Source organism: Mucilaginibacter sp. SMC90 (assembly GCF_022811725.1).
Classification (GTDB): Bacteria; Bacteroidota; Bacteroidia; order Sphingobacteriales; family Sphingobacteriaceae; genus Mucilaginibacter.
Genome location: NZ_CP094527.1, coordinates 7,945,664 through 7,967,805 on the forward strand (window position 1 = coordinate 7,945,664; position 22,142 = coordinate 7,967,805).

At 44.7% G+C, this 22,142-nt stretch carries 26 protein-coding genes; 7 read left to right on the plus strand and 19 right to left on the minus strand.

Translation table 11 applies throughout. From position 1 onward, the window contains the following. Positions 1–112 precede the first annotated feature (112 nt). Entirely contained in the window at positions 113–286 is a 174-nt protein-coding gene (locus MTO98_RS33280) for a hypothetical protein (RefSeq protein WP_243483986.1), read from the minus strand. A gap of 168 nt (positions 287–454) precedes the next feature. On the opposite strand from MTO98_RS33280, the gene MTO98_RS33285 reads away from it, so the two are divergent. Next, positions 455–1,051: a Crp/Fnr family transcriptional regulator gene (locus MTO98_RS33285; RefSeq protein WP_243483988.1), complete on the plus strand. Its 597-nt coding sequence runs from the start codon at positions 455–457 to the stop codon at positions 1,049–1,051. Between the two features lie 114 nt (positions 1,052–1,165). Beyond that, positions 1,166–1,753: a DUF308 domain-containing protein gene (locus MTO98_RS33290; RefSeq protein WP_243483989.1), complete on the plus strand. Its 588-nt coding sequence runs from the start codon at positions 1,166–1,168 to the stop codon at positions 1,751–1,753. A gap of 203 nt (positions 1,754–1,956) precedes the next feature. Here MTO98_RS33290 and MTO98_RS33295 read toward each other — a convergent pair whose 3' ends face one another. From MTO98_RS33295 to hutH, 18 genes are all read right to left on the minus strand, one after another. Next, positions 1,957–2,316 carry a hypothetical protein gene (locus MTO98_RS33295; protein WP_243483991.1) on the minus strand — a complete coding sequence of 120 codons (360 nt, stop codon included), beginning with the start codon at positions 2,314–2,316 and terminating at the stop codon, positions 1,957–1,959. Then, entirely contained in the window at positions 2,316–2,951 is a 636-nt protein-coding gene (locus tag MTO98_RS33300; RefSeq protein WP_243483993.1) for a hypothetical protein, read from the minus strand. The genes MTO98_RS33295 and MTO98_RS33300 overlap by 1 nt, the downstream gene beginning before the upstream one ends. Continuing rightward, complete coding sequence (locus tag MTO98_RS33305) at positions 2,914–3,714, minus strand: outer membrane lipoprotein carrier protein LolA (protein ID WP_243483995.1); 801 nt, start codon at positions 3,712–3,714, stop codon at positions 2,914–2,916. The genes MTO98_RS33300 and MTO98_RS33305 overlap by 38 nt, the downstream gene beginning before the upstream one ends. Further along, a complete protein-coding gene (locus MTO98_RS33310) occupies positions 3,707–4,477 on the minus strand; it encodes a polysaccharide deacetylase family protein (protein ID WP_243483997.1) in 771 nt (256 codons plus the stop codon). Before MTO98_RS33310 ends, MTO98_RS33305 begins: the two co-directional genes overlap by 8 nt. Further along, a complete protein-coding gene (locus tag MTO98_RS33315) occupies positions 4,471–5,520 on the minus strand; it encodes a beta-ketoacyl synthase chain length factor (protein WP_243483999.1) in 1,050 nt (349 codons plus the stop codon). The genes MTO98_RS33310 and MTO98_RS33315 overlap by 7 nt, the downstream gene beginning before the upstream one ends. A gap of 3 nt (positions 5,521–5,523) precedes the next feature. After that, positions 5,524–6,723 (minus strand): beta-ketoacyl-[acyl-carrier-protein] synthase family protein, encoded by a 1,200-nt coding sequence (locus MTO98_RS33320; RefSeq protein ID WP_243484001.1) that lies wholly within the window; start codon positions 6,721–6,723, stop codon positions 5,524–5,526. Between the two features lie 3 nt (positions 6,724–6,726). Further along, positions 6,727–6,990 carry a phosphopantetheine-binding protein gene (locus MTO98_RS33325; protein ID WP_243484003.1) on the minus strand — a complete coding sequence of 88 codons (264 nt, stop codon included), beginning with the start codon at positions 6,988–6,990 and terminating at the stop codon, positions 6,727–6,729. A 186-nt stretch (positions 6,991–7,176) separates the two neighbouring features. After that, positions 7,177–7,809: a hypothetical protein gene (locus MTO98_RS33330; protein ID WP_243484005.1), complete on the minus strand. Its 633-nt coding sequence runs from the start codon at positions 7,807–7,809 to the stop codon at positions 7,177–7,179. Between the two features lie 45 nt (positions 7,810–7,854). Further along, positions 7,855–9,105 (minus strand): NAD(P)/FAD-dependent oxidoreductase, encoded by a 1,251-nt coding sequence (locus MTO98_RS33335; RefSeq protein WP_243484007.1) that lies wholly within the window; start codon positions 9,103–9,105, stop codon positions 7,855–7,857. Then, positions 9,106–10,245, minus strand: coding sequence for a beta-ketoacyl synthase N-terminal-like domain-containing protein (locus MTO98_RS33340; protein ID WP_243484009.1), 1,140 nt, complete (start codon positions 10,243–10,245; stop codon positions 9,106–9,108). Positions 10,246–10,257: 12 nt separating this feature from the next. Further along, positions 10,258–10,683: a thioesterase family protein gene (locus tag MTO98_RS33345; protein ID WP_243484010.1), complete on the minus strand. Its 426-nt coding sequence runs from the start codon at positions 10,681–10,683 to the stop codon at positions 10,258–10,260. A gap of 12 nt (positions 10,684–10,695) precedes the next feature. Continuing rightward, on the minus strand, positions 10,696–11,340 hold the full coding sequence (locus MTO98_RS33350) for a hypothetical protein (RefSeq protein ID WP_243484012.1): 645 nt from the start codon (positions 11,338–11,340) through the stop codon (positions 10,696–10,698). A gap of 6 nt (positions 11,341–11,346) precedes the next feature. After that, a complete protein-coding gene (locus tag MTO98_RS33355; RefSeq protein ID WP_243484013.1) occupies positions 11,347–11,772 on the minus strand; it encodes a 3-hydroxyacyl-ACP dehydratase in 426 nt (141 codons plus the stop codon). Then, positions 11,769–12,647 (minus strand): hypothetical protein, encoded by an 879-nt coding sequence (locus MTO98_RS33360; RefSeq protein ID WP_243484015.1) that lies wholly within the window; start codon positions 12,645–12,647, stop codon positions 11,769–11,771. Before MTO98_RS33360 ends, MTO98_RS33355 begins: the two co-directional genes overlap by 4 nt. Next, complete coding sequence (locus MTO98_RS33365; RefSeq protein WP_091222634.1) at positions 12,647–12,904, minus strand: acyl carrier protein; 258 nt, start codon at positions 12,902–12,904, stop codon at positions 12,647–12,649. Before MTO98_RS33365 ends, MTO98_RS33360 begins: the two co-directional genes overlap by 1 nt. An 11-nt stretch (positions 12,905–12,915) precedes the next feature. Next, positions 12,916–14,136 carry a beta-ketoacyl synthase gene (locus tag MTO98_RS33370; protein ID WP_243484017.1) on the minus strand — a complete coding sequence of 407 codons (1,221 nt, stop codon included), beginning with the start codon at positions 14,134–14,136 and terminating at the stop codon, positions 12,916–12,918. A gap of 463 nt (positions 14,137–14,599) precedes the next feature. Continuing rightward, the gene (fabG, locus tag MTO98_RS33375; protein WP_243484020.1) at positions 14,600–15,328 is read right to left on the minus strand and encodes a 3-oxoacyl-ACP reductase FabG; all 729 of its coding nucleotides are present in this window, start codon (positions 15,326–15,328) and stop codon (positions 14,600–14,602) included. Positions 15,329–15,360: 32 nt separating this feature from the next. Next, positions 15,361–16,905, minus strand: a complete 1,545-nt coding sequence (gene hutH / locus MTO98_RS33380; RefSeq protein ID WP_243484022.1) for a histidine ammonia-lyase — start codon at positions 16,903–16,905, stop codon at positions 15,361–15,363. 298 nt (positions 16,906–17,203) lie between these two features. Here hutH and MTO98_RS33385 point away from each other — a divergent pair, with 298 nt between their 5' ends. The 5 genes from MTO98_RS33385 (at position 17,204) to MTO98_RS33405 (ending at position 22,040) form a co-directional block, all read left to right on the plus strand. Further along, the gene (locus MTO98_RS33385; RefSeq protein ID WP_243484024.1) at positions 17,204–17,587 is read left to right on the plus strand and encodes a (deoxy)nucleoside triphosphate pyrophosphohydrolase; all 384 of its coding nucleotides are present in this window, start codon (positions 17,204–17,206) and stop codon (positions 17,585–17,587) included. A gap of 191 nt (positions 17,588–17,778) precedes the next feature. Further along, entirely contained in the window at positions 17,779–18,462 is a 684-nt protein-coding gene (locus tag MTO98_RS33390) for a DUF6134 family protein (RefSeq protein ID WP_243484026.1), read from the plus strand. A gap of 23 nt (positions 18,463–18,485) precedes the next feature. Continuing rightward, complete coding sequence (locus MTO98_RS33395) at positions 18,486–19,124, plus strand: RNA polymerase sigma-70 factor (RefSeq protein WP_243484028.1); 639 nt, start codon at positions 18,486–18,488, stop codon at positions 19,122–19,124. Beyond that, a complete protein-coding gene (locus MTO98_RS33400) occupies positions 19,121–20,113 on the plus strand; it encodes a FecR domain-containing protein (RefSeq protein ID WP_243484030.1) in 993 nt (330 codons plus the stop codon). Before MTO98_RS33395 ends, MTO98_RS33400 begins: the two co-directional genes overlap by 4 nt. Positions 20,114–20,288: 175 nt before the next feature. Continuing rightward, positions 20,289–22,040, plus strand: a complete 1,752-nt coding sequence (locus MTO98_RS33405) for a carboxypeptidase-like regulatory domain-containing protein (RefSeq protein WP_243484032.1) — start codon at positions 20,289–20,291, stop codon at positions 22,038–22,040. Positions 22,041–22,142: the final 102 nt, after the last annotated feature.

Below are 22,142 nucleotides of genomic sequence, written 5' to 3' on the forward strand. Positions count from 1 at the left end.
AACCGGGAAATGGTTGGGTTTATAATGCCGTAAATTAAATAAAAAACCGCCGCAAATTGTTGGCGGCGGTTCTATTTTATTTATGGCTGTTGCTCCGGAGGCAGGGTTGATATTAATTATCGTTTTTTACATGTTCCAGTCCACCGTTTTCTGTAACATGGTATTCGGAATATAAATGCGTATCCGGGTTGATGTTATTGCCTTTCTTTTTGCTTTTACGAGGGCCTGATACTGCCAGAATAATGGCAGCCAGGAAGAGGGTTATCTCTATCAAACTCACTAACATGGGGAGATGTTTTGGTATTCTTCATTGTGTTGATTGATTGTTGATTGTTTTTCGTTTTATTTAGTTTGATTGTAAAATAAGAAAATAAATCCTGATGTTATTATCCCTCGTGAAAATTACTGTGGTTTTTTGTGCCGATATTTGAATTAACTACGCTTTGTTAACACTATGGAATCAAAACAGGAATTATTGAACGAATTGCTTGGCAAATTTGCCGATCTCTCGGCCGATGATGTCAACGTGAGTCTGCCCTATTGGCGCACCCGTAAAATCACCAAAAGTGACTTTTTCAACATGCAAAGTTTTGTATGTACCGATCTCGCGCTGATCACCAAAGGCCTGTTCCGCATTTACTATGTGCACCCCGAAACGCAGGAAGAAAAGAATATCTACTTCTTTTCCGAGCGGCAATTCCTGGTGTCGTTCCGGAGTTTTATAAACCAGTACCCTTGCGCTTATTTTATCCAGGCGATGGAAGACGCCGAGATCATATCCATCAATTATACCGATCTTCAGTACCTTTACAGCACGCCAACCGGCTGGCAGCGCTTTGGCCGCCTCATTGCCGAATTGTTTTTCAACCAGTCGCAGGCCCGAACCGAAGAATTTCTGTTCAATACTGCCGAAGAACGTTATTTGAAAATGATAACTCAGCACCCTAACATTGTAAGCCGCATTCCGGCGTATCATATCTCATCCTACCTGGGCATCAAAAACCCATCGCTTACCCGTATCAAAAAACGGTTATCGCAGCAAAAGCCTTAAAAACGAAACTTTGCTGACAATTCCCCATCCCGGTTTTCACCCAGGTGAAAATTACTGCCCCGTTTTGTACGCAACTTTGCTTCATCAAACAAAACGAAATAAAAATTTAAAGTCATGTCAGCAAATAAAACATTGATCATAGAAACTTCAGCTGCGGCTAACACAGCCCGCGAATTGCGCAAATTATATTTTACAAGGGTTGCATTTTCGGTTACCTGGGTAATCCTGGTATCCTTATTGGCAAAAACCTCATTCACTGCAGCCACCATATTACTGGTGATCTATCCATTGTGGGATGTGGTGGGTACCTTTCTTGATATCCGCGCAAACCAGGGCAATGGCACTTCAGTAACACCGCAATACGTTAACGCCGCTATAAGTATTGTTACCACCATTGCGGTTGGCTTTGCTATAACCAAAGGTGTTCCATCGGCACTGATTGTATTTGGTGCCTGGGCTTTATTAACCGGGTTGATACAACTGGTATTGGGCTTAAAAAGGCGCAAAGAATTTGGCGGCCAATGGCCAATGATATTAAGTGGTGGCCAGTCAATGCTTGCAGGTATATCATTTATAGCCATGGCCCATTCGCCTAATATGGGGATTGTTAATTTGGCAGGATATTCGGCCTTTGGTGCTTTTTATTACTTACTGGCCGCTATCAGGCTGGGTAAAAGCGCCAAACAGACTTTACAGGCTTAATATATCAGATAAAGGATTAGGTGTAATTGATGAGCCTTTGGTTGTGTAAACCAAGGGCTTTTTTTATTACCAGGTCATTGCAAGCGATAGCATGGCAACCTCGTCGGATACAGGGTGAATTGCAAGGTGGCTGTGCATGGCTACGAGATTGCCGCGTCGCGTCCAGCGCTTCGGCCCCCCGCCGCTCCTCGCAATGACATTCTTTATTTAAACAGTCCCTTAAACTTCAAAAACACAGTCCCTTCATTCACCAACTGTGCATCAGCTTTAACCTGTCCTTCAATAGTATTAACCTTTATTTCCAGCCCAATCTGCTTATGTTGAGTGGGATCCATAAACGATAAAAACTTAATATTATCTGCCTTAATCAGTTGTAGTCTTTTATCAATATAGGCTTCAAGCACCTCCTTGATCATCTGCATCATACAAACCCCCGGTACAACCGGGTTGCCCGGAAAATGCCCTTTGAAAATATCATGTGCGGGGTTAAGGGTGATTGTGGTTTTAAGCAAAACATCATTAACCACAGGCGGAGTAAAACTGAAAAAAGTATCCTTGAGCATTATCGTTTGAGGCGTTTAAGGCCGATGTTAAATTTAAAGTTTTTATGACTGATGCCAATGGTATCGGCAACGCCGTCGTGGATGCCGCCCACAATGGCCTGCACTACCGGCTTCCGATCCGACGAGCGCTCCATGCGGATCAACTCTGTTCCGGCCTTGTTGGTGATGTAGTAATTGGCACCCTTTTCCTGCGGAAAAACATAGTACAAGTATTTATCATCTTTGCGAATATAACCGGTTGAAGGATTTTGTTTGCGCATCATCACCAGTTCAAAATCTTTTTGCAGCGTAATGATCACCGGGCGCTTATCCATTTGCTTAATGATGTAATACACTTTAAAACCGCCGTCGGGCTTAAACTCAAAATCAAAAAATTTAAAGCCCATCTCGTTGCTGAACACCATGCGCACGCTTTTATCGGGCAGGGTTTTAATAAGCAGCAGTCCGCTTAAATGGTGACCGCCTATCACATCAACCTCAGTTTTGTAAAGTACATTGGTAAAATCGGGCGCAAACTTTTTAATGTCACGCACATCGCCCCCGGCCGGTTTCAGATTTTTATAAACCGATGAGCAGCTTGCCAGGATGAGCAGGCAGCTACTTAATAGCAAAAAGCGCATCCGGAATAGTAGCATTGATCTCTTTGTTAGTGAAATGAAGCGTGGTGCTATCGCCCGAACCCTCCAGCATCTCAATGGTATTTACAGAATAGTCCTTTTTATCAACAGTAATTTCAATGGTTTTGAAAAAATCGCTCAATTGCTTGTTTACCGGCGAAAGCGAAACCAGATAAGTCCCCTTGTTTTCATAAACCGCCGACTTGAAATCACCGCTGTTGAGCGCTGTGCCCTGGATGCAGTCCACTACAATTTTGTTGATCTGCTTAAATACCTTGTTAGACCGGGTAGATACCTTGTTTTCCTTCTGGCCGTCCTTGATATACACATTGTCCTTGTTCAGGATCATGAGGTAGCTAAAGGGTTGGGTGTATTCCATCCGCAGCATATTTGGCTTGCGGTACCAGAATTTTCCTTTTGAAGTGATCTTTTCCGATAACATACTCAGGCTTTTTTCCTGGGTGAAATCACTTTTAATGCTGTTGGTTTTTGCAGCAACTTCGGCAAATTGCTGTTTAAATTTGGTAAGATCGGATAGCTGGGTGTAGCCTGCGTGCTGGGCATGAGCGGTTAGGCCGAAAGAAAGGAAAGCAACGAAAAGACAGATCGCTTTGACCCAATTAGAATGAGCGCAAGCCGGTGCGGTTCCTTCCTTGGGGAAGGAGGAGGTAGGGGTAAAACGCTGATGAAACCCCTCCCTACACCCTCCCAAGGGAGGGAATCGCACGGCCCCGGCTTCAACTTTCGTTATATTATCTTCATTAAAAATTGCTTTACGCATAAGCCTGTAAATTTAGCATTTTATCCAGTCGCACTATTTCGTATCCCTTTGCTTTAGCATGTTCAATAAACAGGGGTAAAACCGAAATTGTTGCGGCTCCCGTATCATGAAACAGGAAAATAGCGCCGGGGTTTAACCGGCGGGTTATCTTACTTAACAGTTTTTGATTGTCTTTAATAACAGTATCCATCGAGCGTACGCTCCAGCCTATCGGTACCAACCTGCTTTTTACAATGGCCTTCTTCAAATTGGGATTGATCACCCCGTAAGGCGGCCTGAATAACTGCGGACTTAAATTGATCGTTTGCCTTATCAATTGGTTTGCCCTAAGGATATCATCAAGCATTTTGGCCGATGAAAACAGATCGAACCAAAAATGATGCGAAAAACTGTGGTTACCGATAATGTGCCCCTGTTCATGAATGCGCTTTAGAGTTGCCTCATTGCCTGCAATCCGATTGCCGATGCAGAAAAATGCTGCCTGGGCGTTATGCTGTTTTAAAATATCCAGTATTTGAGGCGTAGCTGCGTTTGGCCCGTCGTCGAAAGTAATGGCTATAACTTTTTTACTGGTTTTGAGCGAGCAAACCACCCGCATAAAAAAATTGGAGCCGATATAATAGCAACCGTAAAATAATATCAGCGAGTAAATAACAATAAGTGCCAGGTAACTCCACAATGACACCCCGTCTGTAATATGCTGCCAGATTACTAACCCCAGCAGGCCAACAAAAAGGATATTGGTGTTCCTGAAGTTTAACATGCCGAGAGCAGGATTAACGAGTGGTGAATATTTTGGTAGTGATTGTAGATCAACACTTTTTTTAACGGAATTTGGTTGCTCTGCGGCACAAATGAACAAACATCGTTTTTAATTTCATGGGCAGCCAGCCACATTGCAAATGCAGATGAGGTTGGGTATTCACCGCACAGGGCCTTGTAGCTGATGGCAGGAATATGGGCAAAATCATATTGCTGCAATTGACCGTAAACTGTGTCGTTTTTTAAATCCCCGTTATTGCCTGTTATCACCAGGTCAATTTCGTTAATATCGATATGCCGGGTTAACAAAAAGGTGTTGATATGCTGTTGTATTTCGGCTATGCTGCGCGGTTTGTAAAAACTGGATACACCTTCAATTTTAGCCCAATCATTACCTGATGCTTCCTGGCTTAACATAAAAAATGCCGCCCCTTCACCTGCCATTGTCCCTTTACCCGGAATGTTAAGCAATTCAAAGTTTGATCCCGGGAACCTGCGATATAAGCCCATCCTTTTTAAAATAGCATGGCTGTTAGCCGTGATTTCGTCAATACCTCCAACCAGTACATTAGCTGCAGTCCCCTCATACAAAAGCATCATGGCATCAAGCAGGGCATTTTCAAATGATGCACCGCCATTTACAAAGGTATTGTTATAGTTATGGCATTGCAGCAACAAGGCTATCTGTGCGCTGATGGTATTATGGGTTGATTGGATAAAGGCCGTGGGTGCAAGCGCTTCTTCGTTCTGCTGCACCATTTTACTCAGAAAAGTATTGGTATCATCCAGGCAGCCATAGGCAGTTCCGGTAATGATAGCACCTGGCATTGGTATGCCGGCTTGCTGCAAACAATCCATTCCTGCAGCCACACCCATTTTAATGATGCGGCTCATGCGGCGAATGAGTTTCGGATCGATCAGGGTTTTATAATCCGGTTCGATACAGCTGAGCAGGTCGCCGGTGTATTCAACCAGTTCCGAAAGGAACGGCTGATTACCAAAAGTGTTTTGCGGCGATATGTTGCTTGCTGCCCTGATGTACATTCCCTATAGTTTTGAAAATATTAATGAGGAACAGTTACCGCCAAAACCAAAGGAATTGGAAAGCACATGCTTTAACCCCTGTTGTTTTGAAAACCGCGTTTCAGGAGTAAAAGACAGGCCTTCCATCTGCGTTTCAAAACGCAGGTTAGGATATATTAAACCATGCTTTACCGCCAGCGCCGAAAATACAGCTTCAATGCCCCCGCTTGCCCCAAGGGTATGGCCTGTAAAAGCCTTGGTAGAGCTCATTTTAGGAGAATGCCCTGCGAATAGTGTGCCGATAGCAGCCCCTTCTGAACTATCATTGTTTTGTGTGCCTGTGCCATGCAGATTGATATACCCGATATCTGAAGGCTGTAAATTGCCTTTCTTCAACGCGCCCTCCATAGCCAGTAATGAGCCTGTACCCTCGGGCGATGAAGCCGTTTGGTGATAGGCATCATTTGCATTATGATAACCGCTGAGTGTACAATACAGTTCTTTTTTAAGCGACAAGGCCATCCGCTCAGATACCAGCACTACATAGCCCGCTCCCTCGCCAAGGTTAAGCCCGCGGCGATTGGCATCAAAGGGCTGGCAGGGCTGTTTGTCAAGAATCATAAGCGTGTTAAAGCCGTTTAGTGTAAAGCGTGTAAGGGCGTCGGTGCCCCCGGCTATGACTACATCAAGCATATTGTTTTTGATGAGCCTTGCCCCGTACATGATGGCATTGGCCGATGAGGAACAGGCAGTGCTGATGGTGCTTACATGATGCCGGATGCCCAGCCGATCGGCAACCAAACTGGTAATTGCACCGCACTCATGATCACGCACGTTGCGCAATTTGCCTTTGGTATTATCATTTAAAAATTCCCTGAAAAAATCTTCGGTTTTATCCATGCCGCCAACGGTATTGGCGGAGATAAAGCCTGTTCTTAAACCTGCAAGGCTGGCAATTCCGGTATCTGTTAACGCTTCTTTAGCGGCAATTAAACTCAACATGGCCGTACGGCTGATGCCAGGCTCAAACCCCGACAATCCGGCAAGCTCATTATTGCTCAGCTTAACCTCACCAACCGGAAACTCATCCCTGTGCCCGGTATCGAGATATTGGATAGCGGCAATGCCCGTTTTCTCCTGTTGAAGCGACAGCAGGTTCTGGGCCACAGTGTTACCTATGGCCGAAATTATGCCCGCACCAGCTATAAAAACAGGTTGCTCCATTGTTTAGGCGTTCGGGATCTTGCTGCTTTCAATAAACTCAGCAATGGTACGTACCGAGCGGAAGATCTTAGGGCCATCCTCGGCATTTGAAAGTTTAACTTTATACTTCTGCTGCAGCAAAACAATCAGCTCCAGGGCATCTATAGAATCAAGTCCTAAACCGTCGCCAAAAAGTGCCTGATCATCGCCTATATCCTCCGGCTTCACATCCTGTAAGTTCAACTGCTCAATGATCTGTTCTTTCAGATCGGCCATTAATTTATCCATTGGGTGTACTGTAAACTTTATTAATATTTTTTGTGAAACCTCTGTGGCTCCATTTCATCTTTACTATTTAATTCATTGCCGTTGGTTTTAACCAACGGAATATGGGTCTGGTACAACTGGCTTTAGCCAAAATACCCCATGGTTAGAAGGCCCATTTTGGCTGAAGCCAGGATTGCTTCGTCGCAACTACCGTTGGTTAAAACCAACGGCAATGAACAGGTTTCCGATGCTTGTTGCATCGAAAGCTATTGAGCCTTGTTTTTTTTCTTTCTCAACTAAAAACAAAACCGCCTTATATTCATCGCCAAGCAGTTCAACCCAACCGCAAATGCAGGCTTTCAATTGCTGGGCATCCAGTAAATTGGAAACGTAATTCACTATAAAATCTGCATTAAACCGCTCAAAAATAAAGAACGCATTCTCACCTTTAAAATGATGACGGATACAGATCTCACCTATAACAATATTGGGCAGCGTATAAACAAATAGCGCGGGGCTTGCTATACCCTGAACGGATTCATAATACCGCTTATCAGCATCCAAACTGGAGCTGGCGTTTGATAACACTACGCCTATGTCGGCCGGGTTGTATTTGGCCGCATCAAAGTCTTTCAGCAAAACTTCGGCAGCAAGCCAGCCCAGTTTAGCAAGGTTATCCATTTTATAAAACTTAGGATATTTTGCCCCTATGAGTTGATAAGCGGATAACAGGAAACCGGCAATATCAGCATATTCTGCCTCAAACAATAGCGTACCATTATAGCGTACAGCATTGTTGCTGATGATACATTGAGATGATATGTAATGCTGGTTCTTCAATTTATATAAAAATGTATCGGGCTTTAAGCTTTGAGCATTCCACTTTTAGCTTTTACCTTCAGCTACAATATCCCTTAAGGTAATTGTACGGGCCAGTTTGTGTAATGCTGTTTCGTGGTTTTTAACGTATGGGTTATCCAGGTCCCAAACGTAACCGGCCAATACCGAGCAAATCTGGCTTTTAACAAGCGGATCCTGGTTATCGGCAAAAAATATGGTGTCGAGTACGCCCTCATACCATGCAGTAACATATGATCGAAACGTGTTTACGCCCTGCATCATGTGCTGCATATATTCCTTATCCCAGTCCACTGCTTCGCCATTAAGCTTGCGGATCACCAGCTTGGCAGCTGTTTGGCTCGATACCGTAGCCAGCGTTACACCCGATGAAAATATTGGGTCCAGAAATTCCGTAACATTGCCGGTAAGCACAAAACCATCGCCGTAAAACTTATCTGTAGTGGCCGACCATGATTCCAGCACTCGCGGGGCGAAGGCAAATTCCACATCTTCAAATCGCTCACTAAAATATGGCTGCGAAGCGATCAGGCTGCGTAAAATTTCCTCATCACTACCCTCATATTGTTTAAAAAACTCAGGATTACCCACAAAGCCCAACGAGGTAATGCCATTGGCAAAAGGTATGATCCAGATCCAGACGCCGGGCTGATGAACCACGATGGTAATGCGATTGGGCTCATCGGCCATGGAACGTTTTTTATCAATTGTATGCACAAATAATGCCCTGCGTGGTACCTGGGTTGATGGCCTGTCGAGGTTAAACAGTTTGGGGATCACCCGGCCATAACCGCTGCCATCAATAATAAAACGGGCCGAAATTTCGGTTTGGCTGCCGTCTTTATCTTCCACAGTAGTTACAGAGTCTTGCCCGTTGAAAACGATATTGGTAACCGTAGTTTCATAGTGAACAGGAACACCCATTTTTTCGACTGTATCGGCCAATGTTTTATCAAAATCGGCGCGGGGCACCTGCCAGGTCCAGTTCCAGCCGGGAGTGAATTGGTCGGCAAACTGGTAGTCGCAGATCTTGCCGTCTTTTACAAATTTAGCCCCGTTTTTTTGCTGAAATCCTTTTTCGCTTATGGCGTCAACAAAACCGGCTTCGGTTAATGCTTCCATGCAGCGCGGCAGCAGGCTTTCGCCTATCACAAAGCGGGGAAAAAGCTGTTTCTCTACAATTTTTACCTTAAAGCCCGCCTGGTGTACAATGGAAGCAGCTACCGTTCCCGCAGGGCCGGCACCTATAACCAATACATCTACCTGTTCTGTGTTCATTTATAAAATATCTTGCTGTGATTTAGTTAAGATTATCGCCGCGTTGCATCCCCCAAAGCCCGAGGCTATTTTGAGGCAGCTGTTCAGCGGTTTCGAGATCAATTGGCTGCAAACATTTACCGGGTTGGCATCGCCCTGCTTGCTGAAACCTTTTGTTGGAATGATAGTGTTCTGCTTCAGTGACCGGGCCGATATAATGGCTTCGATCAACCCGGAAGCGCCTAAAGTATGCCCATAAAAGCCTTTAAGACTATTCAGCGGAACGTTCTGCAATCCTGCCAGCGTCACAGCTTTTGCTTCCATTTCGTCGTTATAAATGGTAGCCGTGCCATGGGCCGATATAAAATCGATATCCCCGGCCTGCAACCCCGCGCTTTTCATGGCCTTATCAATGGCAAAGTAAAGTTCCTTGCCTGTGCGCGATGGGCCTGAAATATGATTAGCATCGTTGCTTACCGCACCTGAAACTAATTCAATAGCTTCTTCAACCGGTTTTTGAGCCGATAAAATAACAGTAGCGGCACCTTCGCCCAAATTAATACCGTTACGGGTGATATCGAAAGGCTTGCACAAACCCGGACTAACAGCCTGGAAGGATTGAAACCCAGACAATACAAATTTCGAAATAACATCGGCCCCGGCAATAACCGCATAATCATACTGGCCTGATTGGATCAGCCGCATCCCGGTGATCATAGCTGCCAAACCCGAAATACAGGCGTGTGAAATAACTATCGGTTCATTTACGAAGCCGAAATGTTGGGCTATTTTTTTTGCTGAAGTATGCAAAGCTATGCGCGCATCTAAATCCGGACTTGGCTCTTCAGTTTCCAACAGGCTGATATTACCTTTAGTGGTGGAAATGATCAGAACAGTTTTTTTGTCGGCTATATTTTTATCAACTCCATACAAGATTTCGGTTAACGAAGCAATGAGGAGGTGCTCGAATTTTGTCCAGCACTCATCAGTTTGAAAATATCCTTTTTCAAATAACGATGCGAAAAAATGCTCGTCAGATATGGCTTTGTCATTGTGTTTCCTCACGCTTGTAACGTCGTTAACCAGGTGCTCAAAGTTTTGCGCAGTTGTAGCGCCCAGAGGCGAGGTAATATTATCAGCAACAAGGTAAACCTTCTTCATCGCGGCGCTGTATTATATCAAACCTTGTTTTTGTTTCCACTCAACAAAAAAGTCCGGATTGGTGAGTTGCAGTTCAAAACTATCGCGGCGTACAAATACCTGTACGGTTGATCCTTTAACAATCAGCTCTCCGGTTTGGGCGTTGAGCAGCCGGTAAGCAAAATTGACCTTGGCCGACTCGGTAGGCGTGTACGTGGTTTCGATGACCACCCTGTCCTCATACCGCAAAAAACGTTTATAGTCGCAGTTTACGTTAACTATTGGTACAACATAGCCCGCGTTATATACATCCATATAACCCAGGCCATATTGCTTGCCAAATGCTTCGCGGCCATCCTCAAAGTAGCGGATGTAGTTGCCATGCCAAACCACACCCAGCATATCCACGTCGCTGAATTTGACTTCTATCTCAATAGTATTTGTTAACGATTGCTTCAAAACGCTGCTGGCTTAGTACTTTTTGAAAAGGTCGAAATCTTTACCAAAATCCTTCAGGATCTCATACCATGGATGTGCCCAATAGTTTCTGAAACCGAAGCCAAAGCTGCTGCCTGTGCGAAAAACTGTATAAAGCACGGTTTTGTCATTCATGTTTACAAAGGTTACCCAGGCCCCGGCTTCTTTACGGCCTTTATCCATACCTTCAACAATGAGCAGCATGCCGATGCCTTTGTTGCCTAAAAAATCATAATTTTTCACAAGGGCATCAATATCTTTTTCGGTCAGTACTTTGAAATCGCCGGGGTTTGAGTTGAAAAAGTTTTTAGTAAGCGCACTGTTTACCTTTTCAGTAACGTTCATAGCAAAATGAACCGTATCACGATTGGCTGCTTTGGCCGGGTTATATTTCTTGGGTTCGGTGACAAATAAATTTGTCCAGGCCGGGATGTATTTGCCAACAAATTCGGCATTGATCACTTCTCCTTTATATGCAGCTTCCGAACCGATGAACTTCATCTGCGAAAAATCCATACCTAACCAGGTTATGGGCGTTTTTTTGTCAAACACTTCGGCTTTGGTTTGAGCTGATGCCGGTTTCAGAAAAGTACTTAGTAGTGCTATAAGTAAACTTAGTTTAATTGCGGTTTTTTTCATGGTTGATTATTGTTGGGGTTGTATAAATATCTTCATTTCGCATTGGGCCAATGTATCGCCCTTACAGGTGATTGTTCCTTTAATAATGGTAACGTCGAAAACCTGGTTCTCAATTTTTACCTCGGTTGTTATTGTGTCGCCAACTTTTGGGCGGGCAAACACTTCCAGGTTTTTAACTGCGCCGATAAAGCCGGGCTGTACAGGCTTGCCCAATTGCCGGGCAGCATATCCGGCACCTGCGGCGGCAGTTTGGGCAATGTTTTCAACCAGGCCGGCCTCGCTTAATTCGCCATCACTTACCAAAACATTTTCGGCTGTTACCAGCAGGCTGGCAAGGGTCGTATCATCTGTTGATGATAGCAGCGTATCAACCATCACAAAAGGTGGTTGTTGAGGTATCAATGTTAATATATCCTGTGCTGATAAGCTCATTGCCAAAAATTATAATAGTTGTACCACTGTTCGGGATACGTTTTTACTTTGTTTTCAAAGCTGGTTATAAAATCATTTGCCAATTGTTCCATTCCCCTGCCCCTGCCTAAGTCAGAATAGTCCTTTACCGGGCTGGAAAAAAAATGGTAGTGTAACGCACTTTCCTTCAGGGCGTAAACAAATGTTACCGGTACTTTAAATTTTTCGGCCATTACAAAGGGGCCAGCCGGAAATTTTGCATCCTCACCTAAAAACTCTCGCGTTATGGTTTTATTGCCCTCGATATACCTGTCTGCATGCATGCAAACCAGCTCATTGTTCTGGAACGCCGCGTTGATCTTAAAAATGTGCGACAGATCATTTTTGATCACAATGATGTTTATTTTCCGCTCGCCGGTTACCGAATCCATGTATTGCTTGATCTGCCTGTCTTCACCATCAAACATCACAATGTTAATGCGGGTATTGATATGATCAAGCAGTTCGCCTGCTATTTCCCAGCTGCCTATGTGCGAGCTGAGCAGCAAGCCGCCCCTGTTCATCGCGGCAATCTGCCGCAGGTTATCTATCCCGTCAAAATTAAAAGTGAACTTATTGGGGATGCCCGACATAATTACCACCTTATCAATAATACTTTGCCCAAACAGGTAGTAATTGCGGTACAGTTTAAATATTGATTTCACCTTGCCGAAACCCAGCCGCTTATGGAAATAGTAGTACGTGCTTTTTGATGTTTGCCACGAAAACAGGAAATAATAAAGCGCCACAAACCTCAGCATAAAATAAGCGGGTATTACACCGGCTGTTTTTAAAACGCTTACAAAAATGCGGTAGCCAAGGGTGTTGCCTTTTGATTTTCCCTGCCAGGCGGGCATTATGCAAGCTCTTTAGGTTGCACGCGCGATAGTACGTAATCGTAAAAATCCTGGAAGGTAACAATCCCCGTAAAGTCTTCGGGTTTTACTTTGAACCCAAAGTTACTTTCAATTACTACAACAAGGTCAATATAATCAAGACTATCAAGGTCAAGAGTTTCTTTCAGGTTAGCTGTGGGTACCATTTTATCTGCATCAACCTCAAATTCTTCGGCCAGGAAGCTGTTAATTTTTTCAATGATCTCTTCAATTTGCATAATGGCTTAGTTTAAATATATTTTTTAATGATCAGGGACGAATTTGTACCGCCAAACCCAAACGAGTTTGACAGGAATGTATCTATATTTTTTTCGATGGTTTCGGTAGCGATGTTAAGCTTCGCCGAATCTTCATCGGGATTTTCAAAGTTAATATTGGGGGCCACGAACGAATTTTGCATCATGAGCATGGAGTACACAATTTCGCTTGCGCCCGCCATCCAGCACTCGTGGCCGGTCATGGATTTTGTTGAGCTTACCAGTGGCTTATAACTGCCAAAAACTTCGTCGATAGCTTTAGCTTCGCTGGCATCACCTGCGGGCGTAGAGGTTGCATGAGCGTTAATGTAATCAATTTCGGATGCATGCATACCGGCATCTTTAAGCGCCATGTTTAACGAACGCACAGGCCCATCAACCGTTGGGTTTGAAATATGTGCCCCGTTTGATGAAAAGCCGTAGCCCACAACCTCGCCCAAAATAGTGGCCCCCCTTTTCAGGGCCGAATCAAGGCTTTCCAGGATCACGGTAGCTGCACCGCCACTCGGAACCAGCCCGTCGCGGTCGCGGTCAAATGGACGGGAGGCTTTAGCCGGATCAGCTTCATGTACTGAAAAAGCCGAAAGCGCATCAAAACTGCCCATCGAATAATGGCTCAGTTCCTGTGCGCCGCCGCAGATAATGCAATCCTGCATACCGCTTTTGATGAGGTGATACCCCATGCCAATGGAGTGCGAACCGCTGGCACATGCCGCGCTGATGGTAAAGTTAACCCCACGCAGCTTAAAAATGGTGGCCAGGTTCATGGTAACGGTGGAGTTCATGGTTTGAAAAACCGCTCCTGAGCCAATAAGCATGGTATCTTTTTTTTCGCGAATGATATCGGTGGTTTCAATAACAGCTTTAGCCGTGCTATCATTGCCGTATAGAATGCCCACATCGGTTTGGGCGATGTAATCAGCACCAATACCAGCCTGTTGCAAGGCCTCTATAGTGGCTATGTAGGCATATTCGCCCTGCTCGGGAAGCATAATGCGCGCCCGGCGATCAAGCGTACCTTTAAGATTGGGCTTTTCTACCGCACCGGTAAGCCCCGAACGATAGCCAAAATCTTTACGGATAGCATCATATACAATGCCCGACCTGCCGGTATAAAGGGATTCCTTAACTTCATCAAGATTTTTCCCAATACACGAATAGATACCCATCCCTGTTATCACAACCCTATTCATATTTGAGCAAAAACTGATAGTACATAGTCAACAAAATGCAATAAAAATACAAAAAAATAAAACTTTACAGGTTTTGTATGCCTTGCGTTCCTTTAGTGTTTCAAATATAAGCGGTTAAAATACCTGTATGTTAATAGCTTATAATTAAGTTTATATTAAGAGTAAATTACTCTTGTGTTTGTTACTGTTTTCTTCCTTTTTGAGCCGGAGGAATGTGCGATTCCCCTCTTGAGAGGGGTGGAGGGGTGTGTTTCTGCTTTTGCACATCGCTTGCATAACACACCCCTGCTTTCGCTCATTCCTCCGCGCCCCCTCTCGAGAGGGGAATTGCCTTTCGCTTTTTCTTGCGCTCGTTTGCAACGAGCGCTTAATATGTTTTGGCGATTGTATCGCCAGCCCGTGCGTTAAAAACGCAAACCCAGGTTAAGAACTCGTTACAAACGAGCGCAAGGACTTTAGGGTGTTAGGAATACAATCCTCCATTAATCGAAAGTACCTCTGCCGTAATGTAAGCCGCCTCCGGCGATGCTAAAAAGCCTACCGCATGCGCCACTTCCTCGGGGGTGCCGAACCTTTTTAGCGGTACCATCGCTTTCAATTCCTTTTCATCAAGCCCGGCTGTCATGTCGGTAGCTATAAAACCCGGAGCCACTGCATTTACAGTTATTCCCCGCCGGCCAACTTCCTGTGCTAATGCCTTGGTAGCGCCAATAACACCTGCTTTAGCAGCCGAATAATTCACCTGCCCCGGTAAGCCTTTTAAGCCCGAAAGCGATACCACGTTAACAATTCGGCCATATTTTTTAACCAGCATATTATTAAGCACCAGGCGGGTAACGTAAAAGAACCCGCCGAGGCTGGTGTTTATTACGCCATCCCATTGCTCATCTGTCATCCACATCATCAGGCCATCATCTTTAACACCGGCATTGTTTATTAAAACCTCAATGTACTTATCGGCATTGGTCTCTATCCAGCCGCCTAATTTTTGCTGAATATCATTCTTGTCGGCCACATTAAACTGAAGCAGTTCGCCTTCGCCGCCATCAGCTTTGATCTGCTCGAGGGTGTTGTTAGCTTCATCAACGTTACCTTTATAATTAATCAGTACATAATAACCCATAGCGGCCATTTTGTAGCAAATGGCCCTGCCAATTCCTCTTGAGCCGCCGGTTACTAATGCACATTTCATATGATATTTTTGGTGTTAAAAGGTTTAATAATTCAGGAAATAAGTTCGGCCGTTTCAAAATAAGCTTTCACTTGTTGCAAGTCCTGGTATTTGGGTTTATCCTCAATAAATTTAGGGAATATCGCCCTTAACGCTGTATAAACTTTATTGGTTTGGGTTGATAGCCTGTTTGCGCAATCAAGATAATCAACAGCCTGCAGCAGGGTCATGGCCTGGATAGCCAGCACCTCAAAACTGTTATCGATCACTTTTTTGGTTAACAACGCCGCGTTACAGCCCATGCTTACAATATCCTGGTTATCATTATTATTCGGAATACTGTGTACGTACATCGGGTACGAAAGGGTTTGGTTTTCGGCAACTGTGGAAGTAGCCGTAAACTGCATGCCCTGCATGCCGAAGTTGAAACCCAGCACTCCCAAATTTAAAAATGGCGGAAATTTCTGGTTCAGTTTGTCGTTGAGCAGATAGTTGAGCTGCCTTTCTGAAAGCATGGATAGGCGGGTAACCGCTATTTTCAGTTTGTCCATTTCCAGCGATACATAATCGCCGTGAAAATTGCCGCCATGGAAGATGTTGTGACTTTCATGGTCGATAACCGGGTTGTCATTCACTGAATTCAGTTCATCTACAACCACCTGTTCGGCCTGAGCAATGGTATCATAAACCGGACCGAGGATCTGCGTTACACAGCGAAGCGAATAGTATTCCTGCACCTTATCCTCAAATACTTCCTGGTCAATATTTTCGGGGTTATATAAATGTTCTGAACGGCTACGGGTCATTTGGCTGTCCTTCAGAATATCTCTCAGCTGCGATGCAATGGCATTTTGCCCCTTATGCTGTTTAACCCTGTTCAATTCGTGCGAGTAATGATCATCAAAAGCGCTCACCACCTCGTTGATCATGGCTGATAACATTACCGACCAGCCCAGCAACTTTTTAGCCCGGATAATGTTCAGCAACCCAATCCCCGTCATGGCCGAAGTTCCGTTGATAATGGCCAGCCCTTCGCGAATATGAATTTGAAGAGGCCGAATGTTCAGTTGCTCAAAAACTACAGCGGTTGGTTTTATCTCATCATTGTAAATCACTTCACCCTCGCCAATTAAAACTAAAGCAAGGTGTGCCAACTGCACCAGATCGCCGCTGGCACCTACGCCGCCATGCTCAAATATGCACGGGGCAACGTTTTTGTTGATGAGTTCGGCAAGGAGGTTTACCAGTTGGGGGTGAACGCCGGAGTGTGCCTGCATAAAGCTGTTAAGCCGGGCAAGCATCAACGCTTTAGCCAGCTGTGGCTGCATTAAACTGCCGCCGCCAGATGCGTGACTGCGGATCAGATTATACTGTAATTGCAGCCGGTTTTCATCGCTCACCTTATACTGCGCCATCGGGCCGAAGCCTGTATTGATGCCATAAATGAGTTTATTGGATGAAAAATTGCCAAGAAAATTAAAGCTGGCTTCTACCCTTTTCAGCGCCTGTTCGTCGGGAACTATCACACTGTTTTTAAAAATTATCTGGTAAAAATCATTCAGCGTAAGGGCCTTCCCTCCAACTTGCAGTATGGGCACAGTAGTTTTATTTAATAAGGTTTGATTACTCTTTTCCACAAAATCAGGGCGAAAATAAGGTAAATGTTCGGAATTGGAAACAACGTTGATGCCACGCTCCCCGAGCCGGGTGGCAACTATTAAACGGCCCCGCCCCGGCAGGTATTGTGCGGGCGGGGTTCAAACAAACATGGTATTGCAATAACCAGCAATACTTCCGCGCTATTACCACGCGCCACTCACGGTGCCATGGTTTTATTAATCTTGTTTCTTGCTTCAAATAGTCTTCTTTTTTTCCCAAAACCCCTATCTTAGAAATGTGATCAAAGTAACATGCGCTATTATTGTAGATGCCGACGGACTTGTTTTTGCTGCCCAGCGAAGCCCGACCATGAGTTTGCCGTTAAAATGGGAGTTCCCCGGCGGCAAAATTGAACCCGGTGAAACTGCCGAAGCCTGCCTCATCCGCGAAATTAAGGAGGAACTTCACGTGGATATTGAAATTGTGGCACCCCAGCCCGCCAACACCCATCAATATCCTAATATCACTATACAACTGATCCCTTTTGTTTGCAGGCTTATTTTAGGCGAGATCACGCTTAAAGAGCATCTTGATTTCAAATGGCTATCTAAAGATGAATTGTTAGCTTTGGATTGGGCGGAAGCGGATGTGCCGATTGTTAAATATTATTTAAACTTTTAATCCAATCTGTTTATACCAAACCCATTGTAATTATTAGTTTTTTTTACTACACTTGTAATCTATAATACCGATAGATATAGTAGTAATTAATTAAAACAAAATAATGCAAAGGCATAGGGGTAAAAGTTTAGAGTGTTGTAATAAAGTAAACGCGTTAAAAGCTTTATTCAATCACTTTAAAATAATTACCCATGATACCCGCATTAATAATTTGGTTATTTAAAAAATATATCCTCCCCTACTTCCGCAACAAAACCTTCCCGGTATTAAAAATATTCGGTCCGCTGAAAAAAGTGGTCGTGGTGTTGGCGTTGTTATGCCTTTCAGTCGGCGCTTTGGCGCAGGAACAAACGGTTAAATACAATGTGCTGCACAGCGGTAAGGTGGTCGGTCACATGAACTTGTACCAAAAACGTCAGGGTGATGAGCTGTACCTCAAAATGATCTCGGAAGTTAAAATGCGCTTCATTTTCAGTGTTAAAGTTGACATTCAGGAGGAGAGCACTTTTAACAATGGTAAGCTCATAAACTCGCTGGTGTGCCGCAATGTTAATGGCTCAGAAAAGTGCAACCGCCAAACTAAAGCCGTTGCGTCGGGCTACCAAACCATTGCCGAGGGCAAATGCGGCAAAACAGTTGATCAAAAACAAATTGCCGCCAACCTCATGCTGCTGTACTGCCATGAACCCAACGACCAGGCGCAGGTGTACTCTGATAATTTTCAGCAATTTTTACAGGTTAAGCAGGTGAGCCCGCATGTATACCGCATCGATCTGCCCGATGGTAATTATAACTTTTACAGCTATACCAATGGCGTGTGCAGCAAGGTAGACATTCACCATTCGCTGTATACCATCCAGATTCAGCTGGCCTGATTTATTTTTAACATTTGGGCTCTATGAATTTAACGGCCAAACAAGCTATCTTTAGCGCTAACATCTCCCCTCTAAAAGTGGAATATAGCGATAGCACGGCCATTGATTTAATTAAACAGGGAAGCCAGAAGGCTTTTGAGCGGCTTTTTAAAGATCACTTTAAAAGCCTGCACGCCTATGCCTACACTTTTTTAAAGGATGATGAAATGGCCGAAGAGGTAGTACAAAACGTATTTTGCCGCATTTGGGAAAAACGCGATCAGCTTAAAACCGACGGCAGTATCAAGGCCTACCTGTACCGCTCCGTACATAACGAAAGTTTGAACTATTTAAAGCATCAGAAGGTACGCGCCAATTTCGGCGTTTATTATGCCGATGAAATGGAGCAGAACAGCAGCAGTGAACTGGCCTCAAAAAAACTACTCACTGCCGAACTGCAAAAGCATATTGAAAAAGCCCTGAGCGAACTGCCCGAGCAGTGCCGTATCATTTTTCAGCTGAGCAGGTTTGAGCAGCTTAAATACCAGCAAATTGCCGATCAGATGGGGCTTTCGATCAAAACCATCGAAAACCAGATGGGCAAAGCGCTGCGGGTAATGCGCCAGAAACTGGCCGAATTTTTACCCATAATTTTATTGTTATTTATTAATTGGTTTGTATGAGCTATACCGGTATGCCCATAGATGATGATTTGCTGGTGAAATACCTGGTTGGCGAAGCTACGCCCGCCGAGGTGGAAGCTATACAGAACTGGATTGCCGCCACACCTGCTAACAGGCAGGAATATGATAATTTTAAACTGATCTGGGACGAGAGCCAGCATATAGCATCTACCAAAAATGTGGATGAAGATGCGGCCTATCTGCGCCTGCAAAAAAGGCTGAACAATACAGCACCAACTATAGCACAGCCTGCACAGGTCCGCAAAATGAAAACAAGCTGGTGGGTAGGTATTGCAGCATCGCTATTGCTGATTTGTACAGTGGCCTGGCTAACTGTTAGCCATTACTACGATAACCAAAACATCGCTTTTGTTAAGGTAGATAGCAAAGGGAAAACCCGCGCACAAACCCTGCCCGATGGCTCGGTAGTAACAATGAACAGTCATAGCACCCTTATTTATCCGGAAAAATTTACCGGCACCATTCGCCCGGTTACTATGCTGGGTGAAGCCTTTTTTAAAGTTACACCCGATAAAACAAAACCTTTTATAATTAAGGTGAACGGTGTAACGGTTAGGGTTGTTGGCACGTCATTCAATATAAAAAGCCGCGACGGTAAAACGCTGGTAATTGTGGAAACGGGCATTGTTAACGTAAGCGAGAAGAGCAAAAATGTAAACCTTAACCCGGGCGAAAAGGTTCTTATTACAAAAAAGGATGGCTTATTGGCTAAAGAAAATAACAAAGGCCGCCTGTATAATTATTATGTAACCCATGAATTGGTTTGCGATGAAACCCCGCTGCATGAACTGGTAGGTTCACTGAATGAAATTTATGGGGCCAACATTGTTGTCGGGAATAAAGCCATTGCCAACCTGCCTATTACTACGGTGTTTAAAGACCAATCGTTAGATCAGGTATTGCTGGTGATCTCCGAAACGTTCAAGATCAAGGTGGAGCGCGGGAAAAAGGGAATTGTGTTGAAGTAGCGGAAAAAAATTCCTACACCATGTCATTGCGAGGAGCATGCGTGAGGCTGTGTATGGCGTGACGTGGCAATCTCGTCGGCATGCATAAACGACATGCTTATTCGACAGGCATTGGCTACGAGATTGCCGCGCTTCGCTCGCAATGACATAATTTAATATACACGTTAGATATTTTATGTTGTATAAACTACATCGTTACCTAAACTATACCCTATTCCTGCTGCTCCTTACAGCACTAACCGCCCGTGCTGATTCTATTCTTTCCAAAAACATATCGGTACACGTTACCGAAATGCGCCTGGGCACGGTACTTAAAATCATCGAGCAAAAAGGCAACTTCTACTTTTCATACAACAGCAACATTGTAAAAACCGATAGCCTGGTTAGTATCAGTGCCGATAACTGGACGATAAAAGAAGTACTTGACCATATGCTCAGCTACCGCTTTGAATACAGGGAAACGAAGAATTTTATTATCCTGCGATACGCGCCCCTGCAACTTACCATAGTTACCGACAAAGCCGCCACCGAAGGCGATAGCTATAACATCAGCGGCACTGTTACAGACGAGCGGTCGGGACACAAACTGGCCAATGCCAGCGTATACTCGCATGAGCAATTGCAATCGGTATTAACCGATAAAGAAGGGCACTTTGATATAACCCTTCGTAACGAAGGTCAGCCAATAACACTCACCATCAGCAGGGAATTTTATAAGGATACCACTGTCACTTTCCTGGCCGATGTTACCGTAAGGAGTACCGACACTACATTGAAAAAAAAGAGCCTGCTGGGTTATATCCTTAGTGATGATTATTCGGGCGTCGAAAATACTTCACTGGGTAAGCTATTCCTCTCAACCAAGCAACAGATCCAGGCTGCCAACCTGGGCGGCTTGATTGCCCAGGCTCCATTCCAGGCCTCGGCCATACCGGGCGTAAGCACCCACGGCAACTTCAGCGGACAGGTAGTTAACGTTGTTTCGCTCAATGCCGTTGGCGGTTATAATGCCGGGGTTGATGGTTTTGAAATGGGCATCATCTTCAATTTAGATAAAGGCGATGTTGGTGCAGTGCAGATAGCCGGGATCTTTAATGTGGTTGGCGGTTCGGTAAATGGTATTCAGCTTGGCGGTTTGTACAACAATGTACTTGGTAATGTGCGGGGTATTCAACTGGCGCTGCTGCATAACAGCGTAAAGCAAAACATGAACGGCCTGCAGTTATCGGCACTTTATAACCACACACGTGGTTCGGTGCGGGGCATCCAATTGGGTGCGATAGGTAATATCGCCGGTAAAAATTCTGATGCTTTACAACTGGGCGGTATCGGAAACATTGCGCAGCAAAAGTTCAGCGGCCTGCAGGTTGCAGGGCTTTTCAATTATGCCAAGCATCTTAGCGGTGTACAGCTGGCACTGGTAAACATTGCTGATACATCGTCGGGCTTTAGCATTGGCTTGCTGAATATCATCAACAGCGGCTATCATAAGCTCGCTATCTCCACCAACGAAACACAGAACATCAACCTAGCTTTCAAAAACGGCAACAATAAACTGTACACCATTTGGCAGGGTGGTATGCGGGTAGATGGCAATAGTAAATTATACTCATTTGGATTGGGCTTTGGGCGGGAATTCGGTTTAGGCCGGCACTTGGCTATCAATACCGAAATCGGTTCGAGTTACCTGTACCAGGGCACCTGGCTAAAAACAAACCAGCTTAATAAATTCAACCTTGATTTTACTTACAAGGTAAGCCGCAAGTTCTCCATCTTTGCAGGACCATCTTTAAATTTCCTCTATTCAGATCAGCGCACGCCTGTTAATGGCTACGCCTATGTGCGGGACCTGCATCATTCATTTATTAATGACAACCGCAACTGGAGTGGCTGGGTTGGATGGAGCTTTGGGGTTAACCTGTTTTAACGAGATTTGGTGGTAATAACTTACATCGTCATCCTCTTGGCCGGGCGGAGGTCAGTTACTTTTGTCTTGACACAAAAGTAACCAAGACCGAGCTATAGCGAG